Source organism: Pseudomonas sp. HLS-6 TE3448, assembly GCF_053629555.1.
Genome location: NZ_JBRJIO010000001.1, coordinates 4,724,788 through 4,743,854, shown reverse-complemented (window position 1 = coordinate 4,743,854; position 19,067 = coordinate 4,724,788). Strand labels below are relative to the sequence as shown.

At 58.1% G+C, this 19,067-nt stretch carries 16 protein-coding genes and 3 tRNA genes; 10 read left to right on the top strand and 9 right to left on the bottom strand.

Going from position 1 to position 19,067, the window contains the following annotated elements; genetic code table 11:
* Nucleotides 1-2: 2 nt before the first annotated feature.
* The 4 genes from AB7M23_RS21800 to folD form a co-directional block, all read right to left on the bottom strand.
* Nucleotides 3-782: an ABC transporter substrate-binding protein gene (locus AB7M23_RS21800; RefSeq protein ID WP_065761829.1), complete on the bottom strand. Its 780-nt coding sequence runs from the start codon at nucleotides 780-782 to the stop codon at nucleotides 3-5.
* A 257-nt stretch (nucleotides 783-1,039) separates the two neighbouring features.
* Entirely contained in the window at nucleotides 1,040-2,086 is a 1,047-nt protein-coding gene (locus AB7M23_RS21795) for an ornithine cyclodeaminase (RefSeq protein WP_454242004.1), read from the bottom strand.
* A 24-nt stretch (nucleotides 2,087-2,110) separates the two neighbouring features.
* Nucleotides 2,111-3,028 (bottom strand): citrulline utilization hydrolase CtlX, encoded by a 918-nt coding sequence (gene ctlX, locus AB7M23_RS21790; protein ID WP_454242003.1) that lies wholly within the window; start codon nucleotides 3,026-3,028, stop codon nucleotides 2,111-2,113.
* Between the two features lie 225 nt (nucleotides 3,029-3,253).
* Nucleotides 3,254-4,108 carry a bifunctional methylenetetrahydrofolate dehydrogenase/methenyltetrahydrofolate cyclohydrolase FolD gene (gene folD / locus AB7M23_RS21785; RefSeq protein ID WP_065761832.1) on the bottom strand — a complete coding sequence of 285 codons (855 nt, stop codon included), beginning with the start codon at nucleotides 4,106-4,108 and terminating at the stop codon, nucleotides 3,254-3,256.
* Nucleotides 4,109-4,393: 285 nt separating this feature from the next.
* On the opposite strand from folD, the gene AB7M23_RS21780 reads away from it, so the two are divergent.
* From AB7M23_RS21780 to AB7M23_RS21770, 3 genes are all read left to right on the top strand, one after another.
* Nucleotides 4,394-4,470: transfer RNA gene (locus AB7M23_RS21780), tRNA-Arg, on the top strand.
* 41 nt (nucleotides 4,471-4,511) lie between these two features.
* Nucleotides 4,512-4,587, top strand: a tRNA-His gene (locus AB7M23_RS21775).
* Nucleotides 4,588-4,641: 54 nt separating this feature from the next.
* A tRNA-Leu gene (locus AB7M23_RS21770) sits at nucleotides 4,642-4,726 on the top strand.
* Between the two features lie 160 nt (nucleotides 4,727-4,886).
* Here the strand turns inward: AB7M23_RS21770 and AB7M23_RS21765 are convergent.
* Together AB7M23_RS21765 and AB7M23_RS21760 are read right to left on the bottom strand one after the other, a co-directional pair.
* Nucleotides 4,887-5,378: a BCAM0308 family protein gene (locus AB7M23_RS21765; protein WP_454242002.1), complete on the bottom strand. Its 492-nt coding sequence runs from the start codon at nucleotides 5,376-5,378 to the stop codon at nucleotides 4,887-4,889.
* Between the two features lie 133 nt (nucleotides 5,379-5,511).
* Nucleotides 5,512-6,054, bottom strand: a complete 543-nt coding sequence (locus tag AB7M23_RS21760; RefSeq protein ID WP_454242207.1) for an Hsp20/alpha crystallin family protein — start codon at nucleotides 6,052-6,054, stop codon at nucleotides 5,512-5,514.
* 319 nt (nucleotides 6,055-6,373) lie between these two features.
* Here AB7M23_RS21760 and AB7M23_RS21755 point away from each other — a divergent pair, with 319 nt between their 5' ends.
* From AB7M23_RS21755 to AB7M23_RS21725, 7 genes are all read left to right on the top strand, one after another.
* Nucleotides 6,374-6,679 carry a DUF6388 family protein gene (locus AB7M23_RS21755; protein ID WP_065761175.1) on the top strand — a complete coding sequence of 102 codons (306 nt, stop codon included), beginning with the start codon at nucleotides 6,374-6,376 and terminating at the stop codon, nucleotides 6,677-6,679.
* 252 nt (nucleotides 6,680-6,931) lie between these two features.
* Nucleotides 6,932-8,242: a trigger factor gene (tig, locus tag AB7M23_RS21750; RefSeq protein ID WP_065761176.1), complete on the top strand. Its 1,311-nt coding sequence runs from the start codon at nucleotides 6,932-6,934 to the stop codon at nucleotides 8,240-8,242.
* Nucleotides 8,243-8,333: 91 nt separating this feature from the next.
* Nucleotides 8,334-8,975 carry an ATP-dependent Clp endopeptidase proteolytic subunit ClpP gene (clpP, locus tag AB7M23_RS21745; protein WP_065761177.1) on the top strand — a complete coding sequence of 214 codons (642 nt, stop codon included), beginning with the start codon at nucleotides 8,334-8,336 and terminating at the stop codon, nucleotides 8,973-8,975.
* A 105-nt stretch (nucleotides 8,976-9,080) separates the two neighbouring features.
* Nucleotides 9,081-10,364, top strand: coding sequence for an ATP-dependent Clp protease ATP-binding subunit ClpX (clpX, locus tag AB7M23_RS21740; protein WP_065761178.1), 1,284 nt, complete (start codon nucleotides 9,081-9,083; stop codon nucleotides 10,362-10,364).
* 151 nt (nucleotides 10,365-10,515) lie between these two features.
* Nucleotides 10,516-12,912, top strand: a complete 2,397-nt coding sequence (gene lon / locus AB7M23_RS21735; RefSeq protein WP_065761179.1) for an endopeptidase La — start codon at nucleotides 10,516-10,518, stop codon at nucleotides 12,910-12,912.
* A gap of 145 nt (nucleotides 12,913-13,057) precedes the next feature.
* Nucleotides 13,058-13,330, top strand: a complete 273-nt coding sequence (locus AB7M23_RS21730; RefSeq protein ID WP_065761180.1) for an HU family DNA-binding protein — start codon at nucleotides 13,058-13,060, stop codon at nucleotides 13,328-13,330.
* A 231-nt stretch (nucleotides 13,331-13,561) separates the two neighbouring features.
* Nucleotides 13,562-15,433 (top strand): SurA N-terminal domain-containing protein, encoded by a 1,872-nt coding sequence (locus AB7M23_RS21725; RefSeq protein WP_454242001.1) that lies wholly within the window; start codon nucleotides 13,562-13,564, stop codon nucleotides 15,431-15,433.
* Between the two features lie 188 nt (nucleotides 15,434-15,621).
* On the opposite strand, the gene fabI is transcribed toward AB7M23_RS21725, so the two are convergent.
* The 3 genes from fabI to AB7M23_RS21710 are packed head-to-tail and all read right to left on the bottom strand — an operon-like array spanning nucleotide 15,622 to nucleotide 19,066.
* Nucleotides 15,622-16,416, bottom strand: a complete 795-nt coding sequence (gene fabI / locus AB7M23_RS21720; protein WP_454242000.1) for an enoyl-ACP reductase FabI — start codon at nucleotides 16,414-16,416, stop codon at nucleotides 15,622-15,624.
* Nucleotides 16,417-16,434: 18 nt separating this feature from the next.
* Entirely contained in the window at nucleotides 16,435-18,045 is a 1,611-nt protein-coding gene (locus AB7M23_RS21715) for an ABC transporter ATP-binding protein (RefSeq protein ID WP_065761183.1), read from the bottom strand.
* A gap of 1 nt (nucleotide 18,046) precedes the next feature.
* Nucleotides 18,047-19,066 carry an ABC transporter permease gene (locus tag AB7M23_RS21710; RefSeq protein WP_102051751.1) on the bottom strand — a complete coding sequence of 340 codons (1,020 nt, stop codon included), beginning with the start codon at nucleotides 19,064-19,066 and terminating at the stop codon, nucleotides 18,047-18,049.
* Nucleotide 19,067 lies beyond the last annotated feature (1 nt).

Genomic DNA, 19,067 nt, shown 5'->3' with positions numbered 1-19,067 from the left:
ATTTACTCGTTGTAGATATCCAGGTCGCCGACGTACTTTTTCTGGATTTCGGCGAAGGTCCCATCGGCAAGGACCTCAGCGATGCCTTTGTTCAGCAAGGCCTTCAGTTCGCTATCGTTCTTGCGCAAGCCCATGGCGATGTCCAGCGGCAAGGTGGGGTCCTTGATGGCTGGGCCGGTCTTGAAGTCGGCACCTTCGGGTTTGGCCAGGAAGTTCAGTTGGGCTTCCAGCTTGTCGGTCAGGGTGGCGTCGAGTCGGCCGTTCATCAGGTCAGCATAGTTCTGGTCCTGGGCCTGGTAGGCCTTGACCTGCGCGCCCAGCGGCGCCAGCTTGGCGCGGGCGTAGGCCTCTTGCAGAGAGCCTTGCAGCACGCCGACCTGCTTGCCTTTGAGCGATTCCGGCGTGTCGCCGAAATCAGCACCTTTGCGGGTGATCACGGATGTCGGGCTGAGGAACAGGCGGTCAGTGAAGTCGATCTGCTTCTGCCGTGCCGGGGTCACGGCCATGGAGGACATGATCGCGTCGAACTTGCGCGCACGCAGTGCCGGAATCATGCCATCGAACTCGTTGTTGACCCAGGTGCACTTGACCTGCAGCTTGGCGCAAATGGCATTGCCCAGTTCAATGTCGAAGCCTTGCAGGCTGCCGTCGGCCGCTACCGATTCAAACGGCGGGTACTCAGGGTAGACACCAAAACGGATTTCTTTCCATTCTTGAGCCTGAACCGCGCTTGCGCACAGCGCAAGGAGCAACACGCTAAGGGGCTTTCGAAACGAAGTCATGAGGGTATCCCTTGGTTTTGTAATTGATTTAGGGCAGTAAAAAATCGTGAGGCTGTTTGGGTCTTGAAGTGACTCTTCGGTCTGGCCTCAGAATGCGCGATGAGCGGTTTTTTTTTGTGTCGTTTCAGCCGGCCGTGGCGACCGTAATTTGCTGTTAACGGTTGCCGTGCAGCCGATTCGGCTGTGGCGTTGCCTGTTTTGGCTTTTGCACAGCCGTTTCCGACCTGCCGCGCCTGGGCGCAGCAGGTTTGGCGGATTCAGGCGCGTTTTTTTGCCAGGGTTTCGGCAGGGTTGCGCAGCAGGGCGAAGAGGTCTTTCGGGTTGCTGAGTTCAGGCACCAGCTCGATCTGGCGGCCTATCCCGAGTGCCGTGGCCTCGTCCAGTACATAGCGCAGGGCCGAATAGTCCTCCAGGGCAAATCCGACGGAGTCGAACAGGGTCACCTGGGTGTCATTTTCGCGGCCTGATGCCTGGCCGTTCACGACTTGCCAGAACTCGGTGGTCGGTGAGTCGGCCGGCATCTGCTGGATCTCGCCTTCGATACGGCTTTGTGGCTCGTACTCAACAATCACCCGGGCGTTTTCGACGATGTTGCGGTGCAGCTCAGTCTTGCCTGGGCAGTCGCCACCGACAGCATTGAGGTGCATGCCTGGCTCGATCATCTCCGGGGTGAGGATGGTGGCGTAGGCCTTGTCGGCGGTGACCGTGGTGATGATATCGGCGCCGCGAACGGCGTCGGCCACAGAGCTGGCCTGAATCAGTTTCAGTGCCGGGAAGGTGCTGAGGTTGGCGATCAGCTTGGCGGTCGCCTGCGGATCGATGTCGTACAGACGGATCTCTTCGATGCCCAGCAGGGCATGGAATGCCAAGGCTTGAAATTCACTCTGCGAGCCGTTGCCGATCAGCGCCATGCTGCGGCTGCCCGGGCGCGCCAGGTAGCGTGCGGCCAGGGCCGAGGTGGCGGCGGTTCGCAGGGCGGTGGTCAGGGTCATCTCGCTCAGCAGGACCGGGGCGCCCGTATCGACATCGCCAAGCGCGCCAAACGCCATGACGGTGAGCATGCCGCGCTGGGTGTTCTTGGGGTGGCCGTTGACGTACTTGAAGGCATACAGGTTCGCATCGGATACCGGCATCAATTCGATGACACCATCGGGCGAATGGTTGGCCAGGCGCGCGCACTTTTCAAAGTCGTGCCAGCGCAGGTAGTCCTGGCGGATGTACTCGGCCATCTCGCGCAGGCAGGTGCTCAAACCTTTACGAGTGACCAAGTGGCTCAGGTCGGTGACATCCAGATAACGGGTCATGCTGTTCTCCTTCTTATAATCAGTTTAGTTGCGCACGGGCAGGTGGACTTCGGCGAGCATGCAGCGGGCGCTGCCACCGCCAATGCGTTCGATGTTGTCGATGTTCACCACCACCGGGCGGCTGTGCTGTTCGACCTGTTCGCGTTGGTCGGGCTTCAGCGAAGCCCAGGCGCTACGCGACATCACCAGCAGCGGCTGGCCTTGCTTGTCGTGGACTTCGAGCATGTTGCCGGCGAAGCCTTCAAGCTGGTCGAAGTCCAGTGCCAGGATGTCTTTGCCGGTGTCGCGCAGGGAGCGCTCCAGTGCCTGCCGCTCGCTCGCATCGGGCAGGGCTTGCAGGCACACCACCGAGAGCTCAGTGCCAACGCTCATCATCACGTTGCTGTGGTAGATCGGCGCGTGGTGCCGGTCGACGGCATGGAACACGCAAAGGCGGTAATCAAGTTGTTCGGCGAACTGGCGCAGCGCTTCGGTGTGGGTTCGCCCGGAGTGGCAGGCGTAGCTGATCCGGTGCTCGCGGTCCAGCACCATGCTGCCGGTGCCTTCGAGGAACATGCTTTGCTGCTCCAGCGGGCTCAGGTCGATGGTGGTGTTAATTGCAAAGCGCTCTTCCAGAACGCGCAGTACGCCTTTGTTGCGCTCCAGGCGACGGTTCTGGCCCTCCATCGGATACAGCACCAGGCTGCCGTCCGCGTGGCTGCTCCACCAGTTGTTGGGGAAGATCGAGTCCGGGGTGTGAGGGGCAGGGGTGTCCTGCACCACCAGTACGTCTACGCCGTGCTGGCGCAGGGTGTCGACGTAGCCATCGAACTCTTCCAGCGCTTTCTGCTGTGCCTGTTCCGGGGCGAGAAAGGGTTGCTGAAAGCGGTTGTTGAAGGCCGTGTCCGGGTTGAAGGCGAACCGCGCCGGGCGGATCATCAAGACGGTATTGGTGGTTTGCATCGAGGCACGCATCCAGGGTTGGCTATGTGCCTATTGTCCGTGGGATGCCGTGTAAATCCCGGCTGAAGCCGGTGTGGCGCTCAGCCGGGAAAGCTGAATGCGGTCGTGATGCAGCGGAATCGGCTGTGATGATGGGGGCGAGCGGGTTTGAAAGGCGATCAGGTTTTTCGGGCGCCAACAAAAACGGCACCTTCGCAGGTGCCGTTCGTTCAGTTGCCTGATGCCTTATTTGTGCAGCGTTTCTGCCGCATACAAGGTGTTCTCCAGCAGGCAGGCACGGGTCATCGGGCCTACACCACCTGGAACCGGCGTGATCCAGCCTGCGCGTGGCAGGGCGGTTTCATAAACCACATCGCCGACCAGCTTGCCATCTTCCTGACGGTTGATGCCGACGTCGATGACGATCGCGCCTTCCTTGATCCACTCACCCTTGACCAGGCCTGGCTTGCCGGCGGCAACCACTACCAGGTCGGCACGGCCGACGTGGCCTGCCAGGTCCTTGGTGAAGCGGTGGGTGACGGTCACGGTGCAGCCTGCCAGCAGCAACTCCATGGCCATTGGGCGGCCAACGATGTTCGAAGCCCCCACCACCACGGCATTCATGCCGTACAGGTCCTGACCGGTGCTCTGCAGCAGGGTCATGATGCCTTTCGGCGTGCAAGGGCGCAGCAGAGGAATGCGCTGAGCCAGGCGACCGACGTTATAAGGATGGAAACCATCGACGTCTTTGTCCGGGCGGATGCGCTCAAGCAGCAGCGATGCATCCAGGTGTGCCGGAAGCGGCAACTGCAACAGGATGCCATCGATGTTCGCGTCGTTATTAAGGCGATCGATCAGATCGGTCAGGGCTTGCTGCGTGGTATCGCTGGGCAGGTCAAAGGCCTGGGAGATAAAGCCGACCTCTTCGCAATCCTTGCGCTTGTGCGAAACATAGACTTGAGAGGCGGGGTCGTTGCCGACCAGGATCACTGCCAGGCCAGGAGTGCGCAGGCCTTGCTGGCGGCGCTCCGCGACACGTTGGGCGATCTGCTGGCGCAGGTTGGCGGCGATCGCCTTGCCGTCGATAAGTTGTGCAGTCATGACGCGTGATTAACCATCGAGAGGGAATAAAATGAGCGCGCATTCTCGCATGACACAGCCCTAGGGCAAAGGCGCTTGGTCTGGCAAATGCTCTAAGCCCTTAAATAAAATGAATTTTTTTCAAAAAAGAGTTGACGACCCTGCCACTCGTCTATAACATTCGTCGCACTTGTCGGGCAGAGCCTAGCACTGGTTAGCAAGGTCAGGCAGAATGAGCAGATTTTAAGCTCGTTTGGCGGGACTGAAAAGTTAGTTTGTAATCTTAAACGAAAGCAGATTAAATATGCGCCCGTAGCTCAGCTGGATAGAGCATCCGCCTTCTAAGCGGATGGTCGCAGGTTCGAGTCCTGCCGGGTGCGCCATTAAGGCAGCTTTGGCACAAGTGAAGCAGTAACGTAATATGGTGGGCGTAGCTCAGTTGGTAGAGCACAGGATTGTGACTCCTGTTGTCGTGGGTTCGATCCCCATCGTCCACCCCATATTCTAAAAGGCGCCCGATGAATAGTCCGGCGCCTTTGCTTTAAACGCTTTACGCGGACGTGGTGAAATTGGTAGACACACTGGATTTAGGTTCCAGCGGCGCAAGCTGTAAGAGTTCGAGTCTCTTCGTCCGCACCATCTAAGCGTTTGTTTTTAAAGGCGTTTTTCAAGATTTCCCTTCAAATGGGAACGTTTTGGGAACACTTTGGGAATGAACAGGCGAAAAGGGCAGCCCATGTGGCTGCCCTTTGTCGTTTCTGACTGCTGTTTTTTACCTCTGGGTTTGATCTGTGCCGAATCAGTCTCGACGCCAGTCCACGCTGAGGTAGAACTCGCTGTCGCTGTAGCGATAACTGGTGTCTCCGTCATAAGCAGCTTCCAGGTCGTGGCCGATGCGATTGGCCAGGTGCAGGCCGGTCGTGGTGACCAGAACCTCATCGCCATCCTCTGTTACATCAATCAGTCGTTCCAGGGCGTGCTCGGCCTTTTCCCTTGCTTCTGTATTGCGGACAAGATGAACAAGTTCCTCGCGGTGCTTTTGCAGAAATGCTCCTGCCAGCCGCACTTGGCCCGCTACTGCGCGATCGGCGATACGCCTGCAGGCCGGGCAGACAAAATTTTCGACTGAAACGTGGGATGCGTCAGCATGCCATGACCACTGGCCTGCATGGTATTTGGCACCACAGTCTGGGCATTGCGCTGAGCCACCAGGTCGGTGCGCTTCCAGGTATGGATCTGTTTTGTCTGTTTTGAACAGCTTGTCTTTCTGGCTGTGCTGGTATTTGTCCATTGCTGCTCTCCGATGCGTACTGATGTGCAGCGGTCGGTGACGCATCAAGAATCGAGGTGATCGCTCTGTTAGGGGCTGTGGCATTTTCCCAGATGCCCCTTGTGTGGGCGCGACAAGGGGCAGGTGCGCAGCATCAGCTGCTTTTAATGGGCACGACCTTTTCTGGCTTGATGGCTTCAGGCTTTTTCGGTAGCGATACTGTCAGTATGCCTTTACTGAAGCTGGCTTCGATTTTGTCGGCGTCGACCTCTTTGGGCAGGTTGAATACCCGTTCAAACGAGCCGTAGTGGCGCTCGGAGAGGTAGTAGCCCTTTCTTTTCTCTTCCTTGTCTTCTTTCTTTTCGCCTTTGATGATCAGGCTGCCATTGGACAGTTTGACCTCGATGTTTTTTTCGTCCATGCCGGGAAGTTCGGCTGTGATTTCGTAGCTTTTTTCTTTATCGGAAATGTCCACGGCGGGTACATTGCGGCTGATCAGTTCCCTGCGCCAGAAGGGTTCGGCGTCAAACAGGCCCCGGCCGAATGGGGTGGAAAGCGAGCCTCGGTTGAAATCCTCGAACAGGTGATCAACCTGCTGGCGGAGTTTTTCGAAGGGGCGCCACAAATCTGAGGTGGCCAAGTGTTGGCCGGGTTTTTCTTCTTGCTGGACCGGCATTTTTTTTACGGAGTTAGCCATTTTCATATCTCCTTTACAGTGGTTTTCGACAGTTGTTGCCTTTGTTTGCGCGGTGATTTGCCCGGAATATGGGTGCGAGTCAGGCACTGGGATCAGTGTGCGAAGGGCAGTCTTGATGTTCAGGTTTCAATTGAATCGCAAAAGGCCTGGCCGGGTTTGATCTGGATCAGATGAGCACTATCTGATCGTCGGCGTCGCAAAGACCCGTGTCGCCAAGGTGTTCAGCGTGCGCACGGGTGGTGACAATGGCCTGAAAGCTGATAGATTTCAGGCGGTTGAGGTAGTGGTCGAGCTGTCGGCTGCAGGAAGGAAGAGCTATATGATCGCAAAAGAGTTCCGCCAGGCGGTTGCCCTGGAGCGTTTCGCCGAGGCCAATCCGCAGTTGCTGGCTGAAATTGCCCAGCTTAGCGAGCATGATCAGGCGCAACAGATCCAGTGGGCGTTCGAGGATGAAGCCGAGACGCAGGGGCTCCAGCCCTGGGAACTGGCGCTGCAGCTGATTGCAGCATCTCCCGAGGAGCTGCAGGCCATGCGCCTGGAAGTGCATCGTGAAGTGGCCGAGGCATTGGGCATGAGCTGGGAAGAGTACTGCGGGCTCAATGAGCTCGATGAAGCCGCGCCGTGATGAGCGTCGTGTAGTGTTTTGAAAAGATTTGCCAAGGGTGTGGGCAAAATCGAGCACCGTCTCGTAGTGCCCGGTGCGCCTTGGTTTGCGGGTGTCTGGCCATTTTGGCCGATACCCCTTCATACAAAAGGACCGGTGTGGTTTCCCGTCGTCTTGAACGGGGTGACTTCTGGTGTTTGAGCTACTAGAATGCTTGCCCTTGATTCTGGAGTCGGGTATCGCCGGCTAACGTCTGTGCAACGAGGAATATCCATGCAAGTTTCTGTTGAAAATACTTCCGCTCTCGAGCGCCGCATGACCATCGGCGTTCCGGCCGAGCGCATCGAGACCGAAGTCAACAAGCGTCTGCAACAGACTGCCCGTCGCGCCAAGGTCCCAGGCTTCCGTCCTGGCAAAGTGCCTATGAGCGTGATTCGTCAGCGTTACGAAGACGCAGCCCGTCAGGAAGCCCTGGGCGACCTGATCCAGGCCACGTTCTATGAAGCTGTGGTTGAGCAGAAGCTGAACCCTGCTGGCGCCCCTGCCGTCGAGCCGAAAGTGTTCGAAAAGGGCAAGGACCTGGAATACGTTGCCACCTTCGAAGTATTCCCTGAGTTCGCCGTTGCCGGTTTTGAGTCGATCGCCGTTGAGCGCCTGAGCGCCGAAGTGGCTGACGCCGACCTGGACAACATGCTGGAAGTACTGCGCAAGCAGAACGTCCGTTACGAAGTGGCAGAGCGTGCTGCTCAGAACGAAGACCAGCTGAACATTGATTTCGTTGGCAAGATCGATGGCGAAGCCTTCGCCGGTGGTTCGGCCAAGGGCACTCAGCTGGTGCTGGGCTCCGGTCGCATGATCCCAGGCTTCGAAGAAGGTCTGGTCGGTGCCAAGGCCGGTGAAGAGCGCGTTCTGAACCTGACCTTCCCTGAGAACTACCAGAACCTGGACCTGGCCAACAAGGCTGCCGAGTTCACCGTTACCGTCAACAGCGTTTCCGAGCCCAAGCTGCCTGAGCTGACCGAAGAGTTCTTCGCCCAGTTCGGTATCAAGGAAGCCGGTGTCGATGGTTTCCGCGCCGAAGTTCGCAAGAACATGGAGCGTGAACTGCGTCAGGCGATCAAGACCAAGGTCAAGAATCAGGTAATGGACGGCCTGCTGGCTGCCAACCCGATCGAAGTACCAAAGGCCCTGCTGGAAAACGAAGTGAACCGCCTGCGCGTTCAAGCCGTTCAACAGTTCGGTGGCAACATCAAGCCAGAGCAACTGCCTGCTGAGCTGTTCGAAGAGCAAGCCAAGCGTCGCGTCGTGCTGGGCCTGATCGTCGCCGAAGTGGTCAAGCAGAACGAGCTGAAGCCGGACGAAGACCGCGTACGTGAGCTGATCCAGGAAATGGCTTCGGCCTACCAGGAGCCTGAGCAAGTCGTGGCGTGGTACTACAAGAACGACCAGCAACTGAACGAAGTTCGTTCGGTTGTGCTGGAAGAACAAGTTGTGGATACTGTTCTGCAGAAAGCGACTGTGACCGATAAATCGGTCTCTTACGAAGAAGCTGTCAAGCCGGCGCAAGCACCAACTGCCGACTGATTTCCTTCTCGCGTAGGAAAACACCATAAGCCAGCCTTCGTGCTGGCTTATGCGTATTCAAGACATGACTATTTGGGAGTGAGTGCAGGACATGTCCCGCAATTCTTATTATCAGCAGAGCTCTGACATCCAGGCCGCAGGCGGTCTGGTCCCGATGGTTATCGAGCAATCCGCTCGTGGCGAACGTGCCTACGATATTTATTCGCGCCTCTTGAAGGAGCGGATCATCTTCCTGGTTGGCCCGGTAGAGGACTACATGGCTAACCTGGTAGCGGCGCAGATGCTGTTCCTTGAAGCGGAAAACCCGGACAAGGATATCCATCTCTATATCAACTCGCCGGGTGGTTCGGTGACTGCGGGCATGTCGATCTACGACACCATGCAGTTCATCAAGCCAGACGTCTCCACCATCTGCATCGGCCAGGCCTGCAGCATGGGTGCGTTCCTGTTGGCCGGTGGTGCCAAGGGCAAGCGTCATTGCCTGCCGAACTCGCGGATGATGATTCACCAGCCGCTGGGTGGTTTCCAGGGTCAGGCGTCGGACATCGACATCCATGCCAAGGAAATTCTTTCGATCCGTTCGCGTCTGAACGAACTGCTGGCGTTCCACACCGGCCAGTCGATCGAAACCATCGAGCGTGACACCAACCGTGACAACTTCATGAGCGCTCAACGCGCTGCCGAGTACGGCCTGATCGACTCGGTGTTCGACAAGCGTCAAATGACTGCTTGATCGACTCAAAAGCAGGTGCTGGGCCCGCCCAGCCACCTGCGGACTTGAAAAAGCCCGCAATTGCCTTCATCTTGTGTTGCAAGCCTACCGGATTGGATCGATCGAATGACTGACACCCGTAACGGCGAGGACAACGGCAAATTGCTCTATTGCTCCTTCTGCGGCAAAAGCCAGCATGAAGTGCGCAAGTTGATTGCCGGCCCCTCGGTATTTATCTGCGACGAGTGCGTCGACCTGTGCAACGACATCATCCGTGAGGAGGTGCAGGAAGCCCAGGCCGAGAGCAGTGCGCATAAATTGCCTTCGCCGAAAGAAATCAGCGCCATCCTGGACCAGTACGTCATTGGTCAGGAGCGCGCGAAAAAGGTCTTGGCCGTAGCGGTGTACAACCACTACAAGCGCCTGAACCAACGCGACAAGAAAAACGACGACGTCGAACTTGGCAAGAGCAACATCCTGCTGATCGGCCCGACTGGTTCGGGCAAGACGCTGCTCGCTGAAACCTTGGCGCGCCTGCTGAATGTGCCGTTCACCATCGCCGATGCCACCACGCTGACTGAAGCGGGCTATGTCGGTGAGGATGTCGAGAACATCATTCAGAAGCTGTTGCAAAAGTGCGACTACGACGTCGAAAAGGCCCAGATGGGTATTGTCTACATCGACGAAATCGACAAGATTTCGCGTAAGTCGGACAACCCGTCGATTACCCGCGATGTGTCGGGTGAGGGCGTGCAGCAAGCGCTGCTCAAGCTGATCGAAGGCACGGTCGCTTCCGTTCCGCCGCAAGGTGGCCGCAAGCACCCGCAGCAGGAGTTCCTGCAGGTCGATACGCGCAACATCCTGTTTATCTGCGGCGGTGCGTTCTCTGGCCTGGAAAAAGTGATCCAGAGCCGTTCCACCCGCGGCGGCATCGGCTTCACTGCCGAAGTACGCAGCAAGCAGGAAGGCAAGAAGGTTGGCGAGTCGCTGCGTGAAGTCGAGCCGGACGATCTGGTCAAGTTTGGCCTGATCCCTGAGTTCGTCGGTCGTTTGCCCGTGTTGGCAACCCTCGACGAGCTGGATGAGGCTGCCTTGATGCAGATCCTGACCGAGCCGAAGAACGCCCTGACCAAGCAGTACGCCAAGTTGTTCGAGATGGAAGGCGTGGACCTGGAGTTCCGCAACGACGCGCTGCGTTCAGTTGCTCGCAAGGCACTGGAGCGCAAGACCGGCGCACGTGGCCTGCGTTCCATTCTCGAAGGCATCCTGCTCGACACCATGTACGAGATTCCTTCGCAGAAGGATGTCAGCAAGGTGGTGATCGACGAGAGTGTCATCGATGGTTCCTCGCAGCCGCTGTTGATCTATGAGAACAGCGAGCCGCAAGCCAAAGCTGCACCTGATGCCTGAGCCCTTCACCGGCTCGAATCAGCAAGGGGCCTTCGGGCCCCTTTGCTTTTCCTGTCGTAGAGCTTGTTTTTTTCCGGGGCTGCCCCCACATTAGGTTCAAGCTCAAATTCCATCGGTTTTACGGCCACAAGGCCGCTGTAGAGGCGAAATCATGAAGACAACCCTCGACTTGCCTCTTTTGCCATTGCGTGATGTTGTCGTCTATCCGCACATGGTTATCCCGCTGTTTGTGGGGCGCGAGAAGTCCATCGAGGCCCTCGAGGCCGCGATGACGGGCGAGAAGCAGATCCTCCTGCTGGCCCAGAAGAATCCAGCCGACGATGATCCAGGCGAAGACGCCCTGTATCGTGTGGGCACCATCGCTACCGTTCTGCAACTGCTGAAACTGCCTGATGGCACCGTCAAGGTGCTGGTCGAGGGTGAGCAGCGTGGTGCTGTCGAGCGTTTCAACGAAGTTGACGGGCACATCCGTGCCGAAGTCGCACTGATCGACGAGTCGGAAGCCGCTGACCGCGAATCCGAAGTGTTCGTGCGCACGCTGCTTTCGCAGTTCGAACAATATGTCCAGCTGGGCAAGAAAGTCCCGGCTGAAGTCCTGTCCTCGCTGAACAGCATCGATGAGCCGGGTCGTCTGGTCGACACCATGGCCGCGCACATGGCGCTGAAAATCGAGCAGAAACAGGAAATCCTCGAAATCATCGACCTGGGTGCCCGGGTTGAGCATGTCCTGGCCTTGCTGGATGCCGAAATCGACCTGTTGCAGGTCGAGAAGCGCATCCGTGGCCGGGTCAAGAAACAAATGGAGCGCAGCCAGCGCGAGTACTACCTGAATGAGCAGATGAAGGCCATTCAGAAAGAGCTGGGCGATAGCGAAGAAGGTCACAACGAAGTCGAAGAGCTGAAAAAGCGCATCGACGAGGCAGGCCTGCCCAAGGATGCCTACGCCAAGGCGCAAGCCGAGCTGAACAAGCTCAAGCAGATGTCGCCGATGTCTGCTGAGGCGACCGTGGTGCGTTCCTATCTGGACTGGCTGGTTCAGGTACCGTGGAAAGCTCAGAGCAAGGTCCGCCTGGACCTGGCCAAGGCCGAAGAAATCCTCGATGCCGACCACTATGGCCTGGAAGAGGTCAAGGAGCGCATCCTTGAGTACCTCGCCGTGCAGAAGCGGGTCAAAAAGATCCGTGGTCCGGTGTTGTGCCTGGTGGGTCCGCCCGGTGTCGGTAAAACGTCCCTGGCAGAGTCGATCGCGGCTGCGACCAATCGCAAGTTCGTGCGCATGGCGCTGGGCGGCGTGCGTGACGAGGCCGAGATTCGTGGCCACCGGCGTACCTACATCGGCTCGATGCCGGGTCGCCTGATCCAGAAAATGACCAAGGTTGGTGTACGCAACCCACTGTTCCTGCTCGATGAAATCGACAAGATGGGCAGCGACATGCGTGGCGACCCGGCGTCGGCGCTGCTGGAAGTGCTGGATCCAGAGCAGAACCACAACTTCAACGATCACTACCTTGAGGTCGATTACGACCTGTCGGACGTGATGTTCCTCTGCACCTCGAACTCGATGAACATTCCACCAGCCCTGCTGGACCGTATGGAAGTCATCCGTTTGCCGGGGTACACCGAGGACGAAAAGATCAACATCGCCGTCAAGTACCTGGTGCCGAAGCAGATCAAGGCCAACGGCTTGAAAAAAGGCGAGTTGGATATCGACACCACGGCGATTCGCGACATCATTCGCTACTACACCCGTGAAGCCGGTGTGCGTGGCCTTGAGCGTCAGATTGCCAAGGTTTGCCGCAAGGTGGTCAAGGAACACACCGGGCACAAGCAGGTGGCCGTCAAGGTGAGTGGCGATCAGCTCGAGCATTTCCTCGGCGTTCGCAAGTTCCGTTATGGTCTGGCTGAGCAGCAGGATCAGGTTGGCCAGGTTACTGGGCTGGCCTGGACCCAGGTGGGTGGCGAATTGCTGACCATCGAAGCGGCTGTGGTGCCAGGCAAGGGCCAGTTGATCAAGACCGGTTCGTTGGGCGATGTCATGGTTGAGTCGATCACCGCGGCGCAGACCGTCGTCCGTAGCCGGGCACGGAGCTTGGGTATTCCCGCTGACTTCCACGAGAAGCGTGACACCCATATCCACATGCCGGAAGGGGCCACGCCGAAGGACGGTCCAAGTGCAGGTATCGGTATGTGCACCGCGCTGGTGTCGGCACTGACCCAGATTCCGGTGCGTGCCGATGTGGCAATGACCGGTGAAATTACCCTGCGTGGTCAGGTATTGGCGATTGGTGGTTTGAAGGAAAAACTACTGGCCGCACACCGTGGCGGAATCAAGACGGTGATCATTCCGGAAGAGAATGTGCGGGATCTGAAAGAAATTCCTGAGAATATTAAGCGGGATCTGCAGATTAAACCCGTGAAATGGATTGACGAAGTCCTCCAAATTGCGCTGCAATACGCCCCGGAGCCCTTGCCAGATGTGGCTCCCGAGATTGTCGCAAAGGATGAAAAGCGCGACGGTGATTCCAAGGAAAGAATCAGCACGCATTAATACGTATTTGGTTGGGGGGCTTGGTTGGCGGCAGTTAGAGCCTTTTTTATAGGGCGGCACTTAAATGCCAACTGGCCACCCAGCATCGTTTTGCTTTGATTACATACTTAGAAACAAACTCAATAGAGATATAAGGGGACTTAGAGTGAACAAGTCGGAACTGATTGACGCTATCGCTGCATCTGCTGACATCCCGAAAGCTGTAGCTGGCCGTGCGCTGGATGCAGTAATCGACTCCGTCACCGGCGCCCTGAAGGCAGGTGACTCGGTTGTACTGGTAGGCTTCGGCACGTTCTCCGTGACCGACCGTCCTGCGCGTACTGGCCGTAACCCGCAAACCGGTAAGACTCTGGAAATCCCTGCTGCCAAGAAGCCAGGCTTCAAAGCTGGTAAAGCACTGAAAGAAGCCGTCAACTAAGTCGCTTCTTTCGGGCTTACGCCTCGTCGAATAAGGCCATGGCCTGGTTCGACAGCGAAGCGCAAAGGGGGCAAGCCTCTCGAGAGGCGTCTCCTCCGAAAGCTTAGATATCCCGCTTTCGACCGCTTCGCCAGCTACGAGAAGGCGCATCCTCGGATGCGCCTTTCTTCTATCAGGACTCTACCCACGCTCCACGGTTGCTTTATCAGTACAACCGTTTCTGGGGGACGCATGCTGCAGAATATCAGGGACAATTCACAAGGTTGGATTGCCAAGACCATCATCGGTGTCATCGTAGCCTTGATGGCGCTGACCGGCGTCGATGCCATCTTCCAGGCCACCAGCCACAGCCAGGACGCTGCCAAGGTCAATGGCGATGCCATTAGCCAGAACGAGCTGAGCCAAGCGGTCGACATGCAACGTCGTCAGCTGATGCAACAGTTGGGCAAGGATTTTGACGCCTCCCTGTTGGATGAAAACATGTTGCGCGAAGCGGCACTCAAGGGGCTGATCGATCGCAAGTTGCTGCTTCAAGGGGCCCACGACGCTAAATTCGCGTTCTCCGAAGCGGCGCTGGACCAGTTGATCCTGCAGACGCCGGAGTTCCAGGTTGACGGCAAGTTCAGTGCCGAGCGCTTCGACCAGGTCATTCGGCAGATGGGTTACGGCCGTCTGCAGTTCCGCGAGATGCTGGCGCAGGAAATGCTCATTGGCCAACTGCGTACCGGCCTTGCCGGAAGCGGTTTTGTGACCGACTCGCAGGTTGAGGCATTCGCCCGTCTGGAAAAACAGACCCGTGACTTCGCCTCCATCACCTTCAAGGCAGATGTTGCTGCGAGCAAGGTGAGCGACGACGAGATCAAGGCTCACTACGACGCGCACGCCAAGGAGTTCATGAGCCCGGATCAAGTGGTCATCGACTACCTGGAGCTCAAGAAGTCCGCGTTCTTCGATCAGGTCAGTGTCAATGAAGATGAGCTTCAGGCGCTGTATGAGAAAGAAGTTTCCGGCCTCGCCGAGCAGCGTCATGCCGCGCACATCCTCATCGAAGTCAACGACAAGGTGAATGAAGCGCAGGCCAAGGCTCGTATCGAAGAGATTCAACAGCGCCTGGCCAAAGGTGAAGACTTTACCGCGCTGGCCAAGGAGTTTTCGCAGGACCCGGGCTCGGCCAGCAATGGTGGTGACCTTGGCTTTGCGGGTCAGGGTGTTTACGACCCGGCTTTCGAAGAGGCACTGTACGCGCTGGACAAGGATCAAGTGTCGGCCCCGGTTCGTACCGACTACGGCTTTCACCTGATCAAGCTGCTGGGTGTGCAAGCGCCTGAGGTGCCAAGTTTCGCCAGCCTGAAAGACAAGCTGACGCGAGAGTTGAAGACGCAGCAGGTCGAGCAGCGCTTTGTCGAGGCGACCAAGCAGCTGGTTGACTCCGCATTCGAGGCCTCCGACCTGAGCCAGCCAGCTCAGGAGCTGGGCTTGAAGGTCAAGACCTCCGAGCCTTTCGGTCGTGAAGGTGGCGAAGGCGTGACGGCTAACCGTGCCGTGATTCAGGCGGCGTTCAGCCGTGAAGTCATGGAAGAGGGTGCCAACAGTTCGTCTATCGAGCTGGACCCTGAAACGGTCGTGGTCATTCGTGTCAAAGAGCATCGCAAACCGGCTCAGCTGCCGCTGGAAGCGGTTGCCGACAGCATTCGCAAGCACCTGGCCAAGGAGCACGCCAGTGCTGCTGTGAAGGCTAAAGGCGAAGCCCTGATTGCCGGCCTGCGTGACGGCAAGATCGCGCCGACAGCGGCGTATGAGGGCCAGAGCTGGAAGGTGCAGGAAGCGGTGACGCGTAATCAGGACGGTATCGATCCTGTAGAACTGCAAGCCCTGTTCCGCATGGGCAAGCCTGAAGCCAAGGACAAGCCGCTCTTCGGCAGTGTCAGCCTGGCCGATGGCAGCTTCGTTGTACTGCGTCTGGATGGTGTCAACGAAGGTTCTGCGGCCACTGACGAAGAGAAGTCGGCCTACCGTCGCTTCCTGGCGTCGCGTGCTGGCCAGCAAGACTTTGCAGCCTACCGCAAGCAGTTGGAAGCCAAGGCGGACATCACTCGCTACTGAGTGACGTTCCTCTAGAGCAGCAACGGCAACAGACAAAGCCCCTGACCGAAAGGCCAGGGGCTTTTGTTTGAGGCAAGCGCCACGGCCTACAGCTTCCTGTGGGATGCAGGCTTGGCGTCTGTATCGTTGGCCCACAAATACAAACCCCCGCTAAAAAGCGGGGGTTTGTTTGCAACTACGGCTGTGGCTTACTCGGAGAGATCGCCCATGGCGGTGGTGTTGAAGCCGCCGTCTACGTACATGATTTCGCCGCTGATGCCCGACGCCAGGTCGGAGCAGAGGAAGGCGCCAGCGTTGCCGACTTCCTCGATGGTGACGTTACGACGCAGTGGGGTCTGGGCTTCGTTGGCAGCCAGCATCTTGCGGAAGCTCTTGATGCCGGAGGCAGCCAGTGTACGGATCGGGCCAGCGGAAACGGCGTTCACGCGGGTGCCCTCTGGGCCCAGGCTGCCGGCCAGGTAGCGTACGCCGGCTTCCAGGCTGGCCTTGGCCATGCCCATGACGTTGTAGTTCGGCATGGTGCGCTCTGCACCCAGGTAGGACAGGGTCAGCAGGCTGCCATTACGGCCTTTCATCATTTCGCGACCGGCCTTGGCCAGGGCGACGAAGCTGTAGGCGCTGATGTCGTGGGCGATGCGGAAGCCTTCGCGGGTGGTGACGTCGGTGAAGTCGCCATCCAGTTGGTCGCCCGGGGCGAAGCCAACCGAGTGCACGATGCAATCCAGGCCGTCCCACTTCTTGCTCAGTTCCTCGAAGACCTTGGCGATCTCTTCGTCGCTGGCAACGTCACAGGGGAAGCACAGCTCAGGGCTGGAGCCCCAGCCAGCGGCGAACTCTTCGACGCGGCCCTTGAGCTTTTCGTTCTGGTAGGTGAAGGCAAGTTCTGCGCCCTCGCGATGCATGGCTGCAGCAATACCGGATGCGATGGACAGTTTGCTTGCGACACCGACGATCAGTACGCGCTTACCGGCGAGAAAACCCATGTGTTGTTCCTCTTCAGGTTAATCGACAGCTGTTGGGGCCAAAAAGGCCGCTTCCAGCAGCTGCTGTGTATAAGTATGTTGCGGTGCAGCGAAAATGCTTGCCGCCGGACCTTGTTCAACCACCTGGCCCTGCTTGACCACGATCAGTTGGTGGCTTAGCGCCTTGATCACCGCCAGGTCATGGCTGATAAACAAGTAGGTCAGGTTGTACTTGGTCTGTAGCGAACGCAGCAGCTCCACCACTTGGCGCTGAACGGTCCGGTCGAGCGCAGAAGTGGGCTCGTCCAGCAGTATCAGTGCCGGTTTCAATACCAATGCCCGGGCAATGGCAATTCGTTGTCGCTGGCCTCCAGAGAACTCGTGAGGGTAGCGGTGCCGGGTTTCCGGATCCAGCCCTACCTCCTTGAGTGCCTCTATGATCGCCTGTTCCTGTTCTGCTGCCGTGCCAATCCGATGGATGCGCAGGCCCTCACCGACGATATCGCTCACGCACATGCGCGGGCTGAGGCTGCCGAAAGGGTCCTGGAAGACCACTTGCATCTGCCGTCGGAACGGCCGCACCTGTTGCTGAGAAAGGCAGTCTAGCGCCTTTCCTTGAAAACGTATGGCACCTTGGCTGTGCAGCAACCGCAGAATCGCCAAACCCAGCGTGGACTTTCCGGAACCACTCTCGCCAACAATCCCTAGGGTTTGGCCCTGAGGCAGGCTGAAATTGATGCCGTCCACCGCCTTGACGTAATCGACTGTTCGTCGCATCAGGCCTTTTTTGATCGGGAACCACACACGTAGGTCTTCGACCTCCAGTAGCGGCTTGCCGATCGGGTTGTTCGCAGGCTGCCCACTGGGCTCTGCGCCCAGCAGCATCTGGGTATACGGATGCTGTGGAGCACTGAACAATTCGTTGCACGACGCTTGTTCGACGATACAACCGCGCTGCATGACACATACGCGATGTGCAATTCTTTTTACCAGGTTCAAATCATGGCTGATCAGCAGCATGGCCATGCCCAACCGCGACTGCAGCTCCCTGAGCAAGTTGAGAATTTTCAGTTGGACGGTCACGTCCAGCGCGGTGGTCGGTTCGTCGGCGATCAGCAACTCCGGCTCGTTGGCCAGGGCCATGGCGATCATTACCCGTTGACGTTGGCCACCAGAGAGTTCGTGCGGGAGCGCCTTGAGGCGTTTGACCGGTTCGGGAATTCCCACCAGGTCCAGCAGCTCCAGGGTGCGCTCGGTGGCGGCTTTACCCGTCAGGCCTTTGTGCAGCAGCAGTACTTCGTTGATCTGCTTTTCGATGGTGTGCAGCGGGTTAAGCGAGGTCATCGGCTCCTGGAAGATCATCGCAATGCGGTTGCCACGGATGTGGCGCATTTGCTTTTCGTCCAGTTTCAGCAGGTCGCGTTGCTCATAGTGGATGCTGCCGGAGGGGTGGCGGGCGATCGGGTAGGGCAGCAGGCGCAGGATCGAGTGAGCCGTCACCGATTTGCCTGAGCCGCTTTCGCCCACCAGGGCCAGCGTCTCGCCGCGGCGAATATCGAAACTGATATGTTCGACGGCCCGTTGTATCTGGTCGCCGACGACGAATTCGACGGAAAGGTCGCGGACTTCGATCAAATTGTCCTGATTCATCTTATTTCCTCGGGTCGAAGGCATCGCGGGCGGATTCACCGATGAACACCAGCAGGCTAAGCATCAGCGCCAGTACTGCAAACGCACTGATACCCAGCCACGGTGCTTGCAGGTTGGACTTGCCCTGTGCGACCAGTTCACCCAGCGATGGAGCACCAGGCGGCAGGCCGAAGCCGAGGAAGTCCAGTGCGGTCAGGGTGCCGATTGCGCCGGTGAGAATGAAGGGCATGAAGGTCATGGTCGAGACCATGGCGTTGGGCAGGATATGCCGGAACATGATCGCGCCATTTTGCATGCCGAGGGCTCGCGCCGCACGCACGTACTCCAGATTGCGCCCGCGCAGGAATTCGGCACGCACCACGTCGACCAGGCTCATCCAGGAAAACAACAGCATGATGCCCAGTAGCCACCAGAAGTTCGGCTGCACGAAACTGGCCAGGATGATCAGCAGGTAAAGCACTGGCAAGCCTGACCAGATCTCCAGGAAGCGCTGCCCGGCCAAGTCTACCCAGCCACCATAGAAACCCTGCAGGGCGCCGCTGATCACGCCGATGATCGAGCTCAGGATCGTCAGGGTCAGTGCGAACAGCACCGAGATCCGAAAGCCATAGATTACCCGCGCCAGCACATCGCGCCCTTGGTCGTCGGTGCCCAGCCAGTTTTGTGCCGAGGGTGGCGCGGGGGCGGGGACTTTCAGGTCATAGTTGATGCTCTGGTAGCTGAAAGGAATGGGCGCCCAGAGTACCCAGCTGTCCTTGGCGGCCAGCAGTTCGCGGATGTACGGGCTCTTGTAGTTGGGCTCCAGCGGAAACTCGCCGCCAAAGGTGGTTTCCGGGTAGCGTTTGACCGCCGGGAAGTACCACTGGCCGTCATAGCGCACGGCGAGGGGTTTATCGTTGGCGATCAGTTCCGCGCCCAGGCTCAGGCCGAAAAGGATCAGGAACAGCCAGAGCGACCACCAGCCACGGCGGTTGGCTTTGAAGCGTTCAAAACGCCGGCGATTGAGCGGTGACAGTTTCATC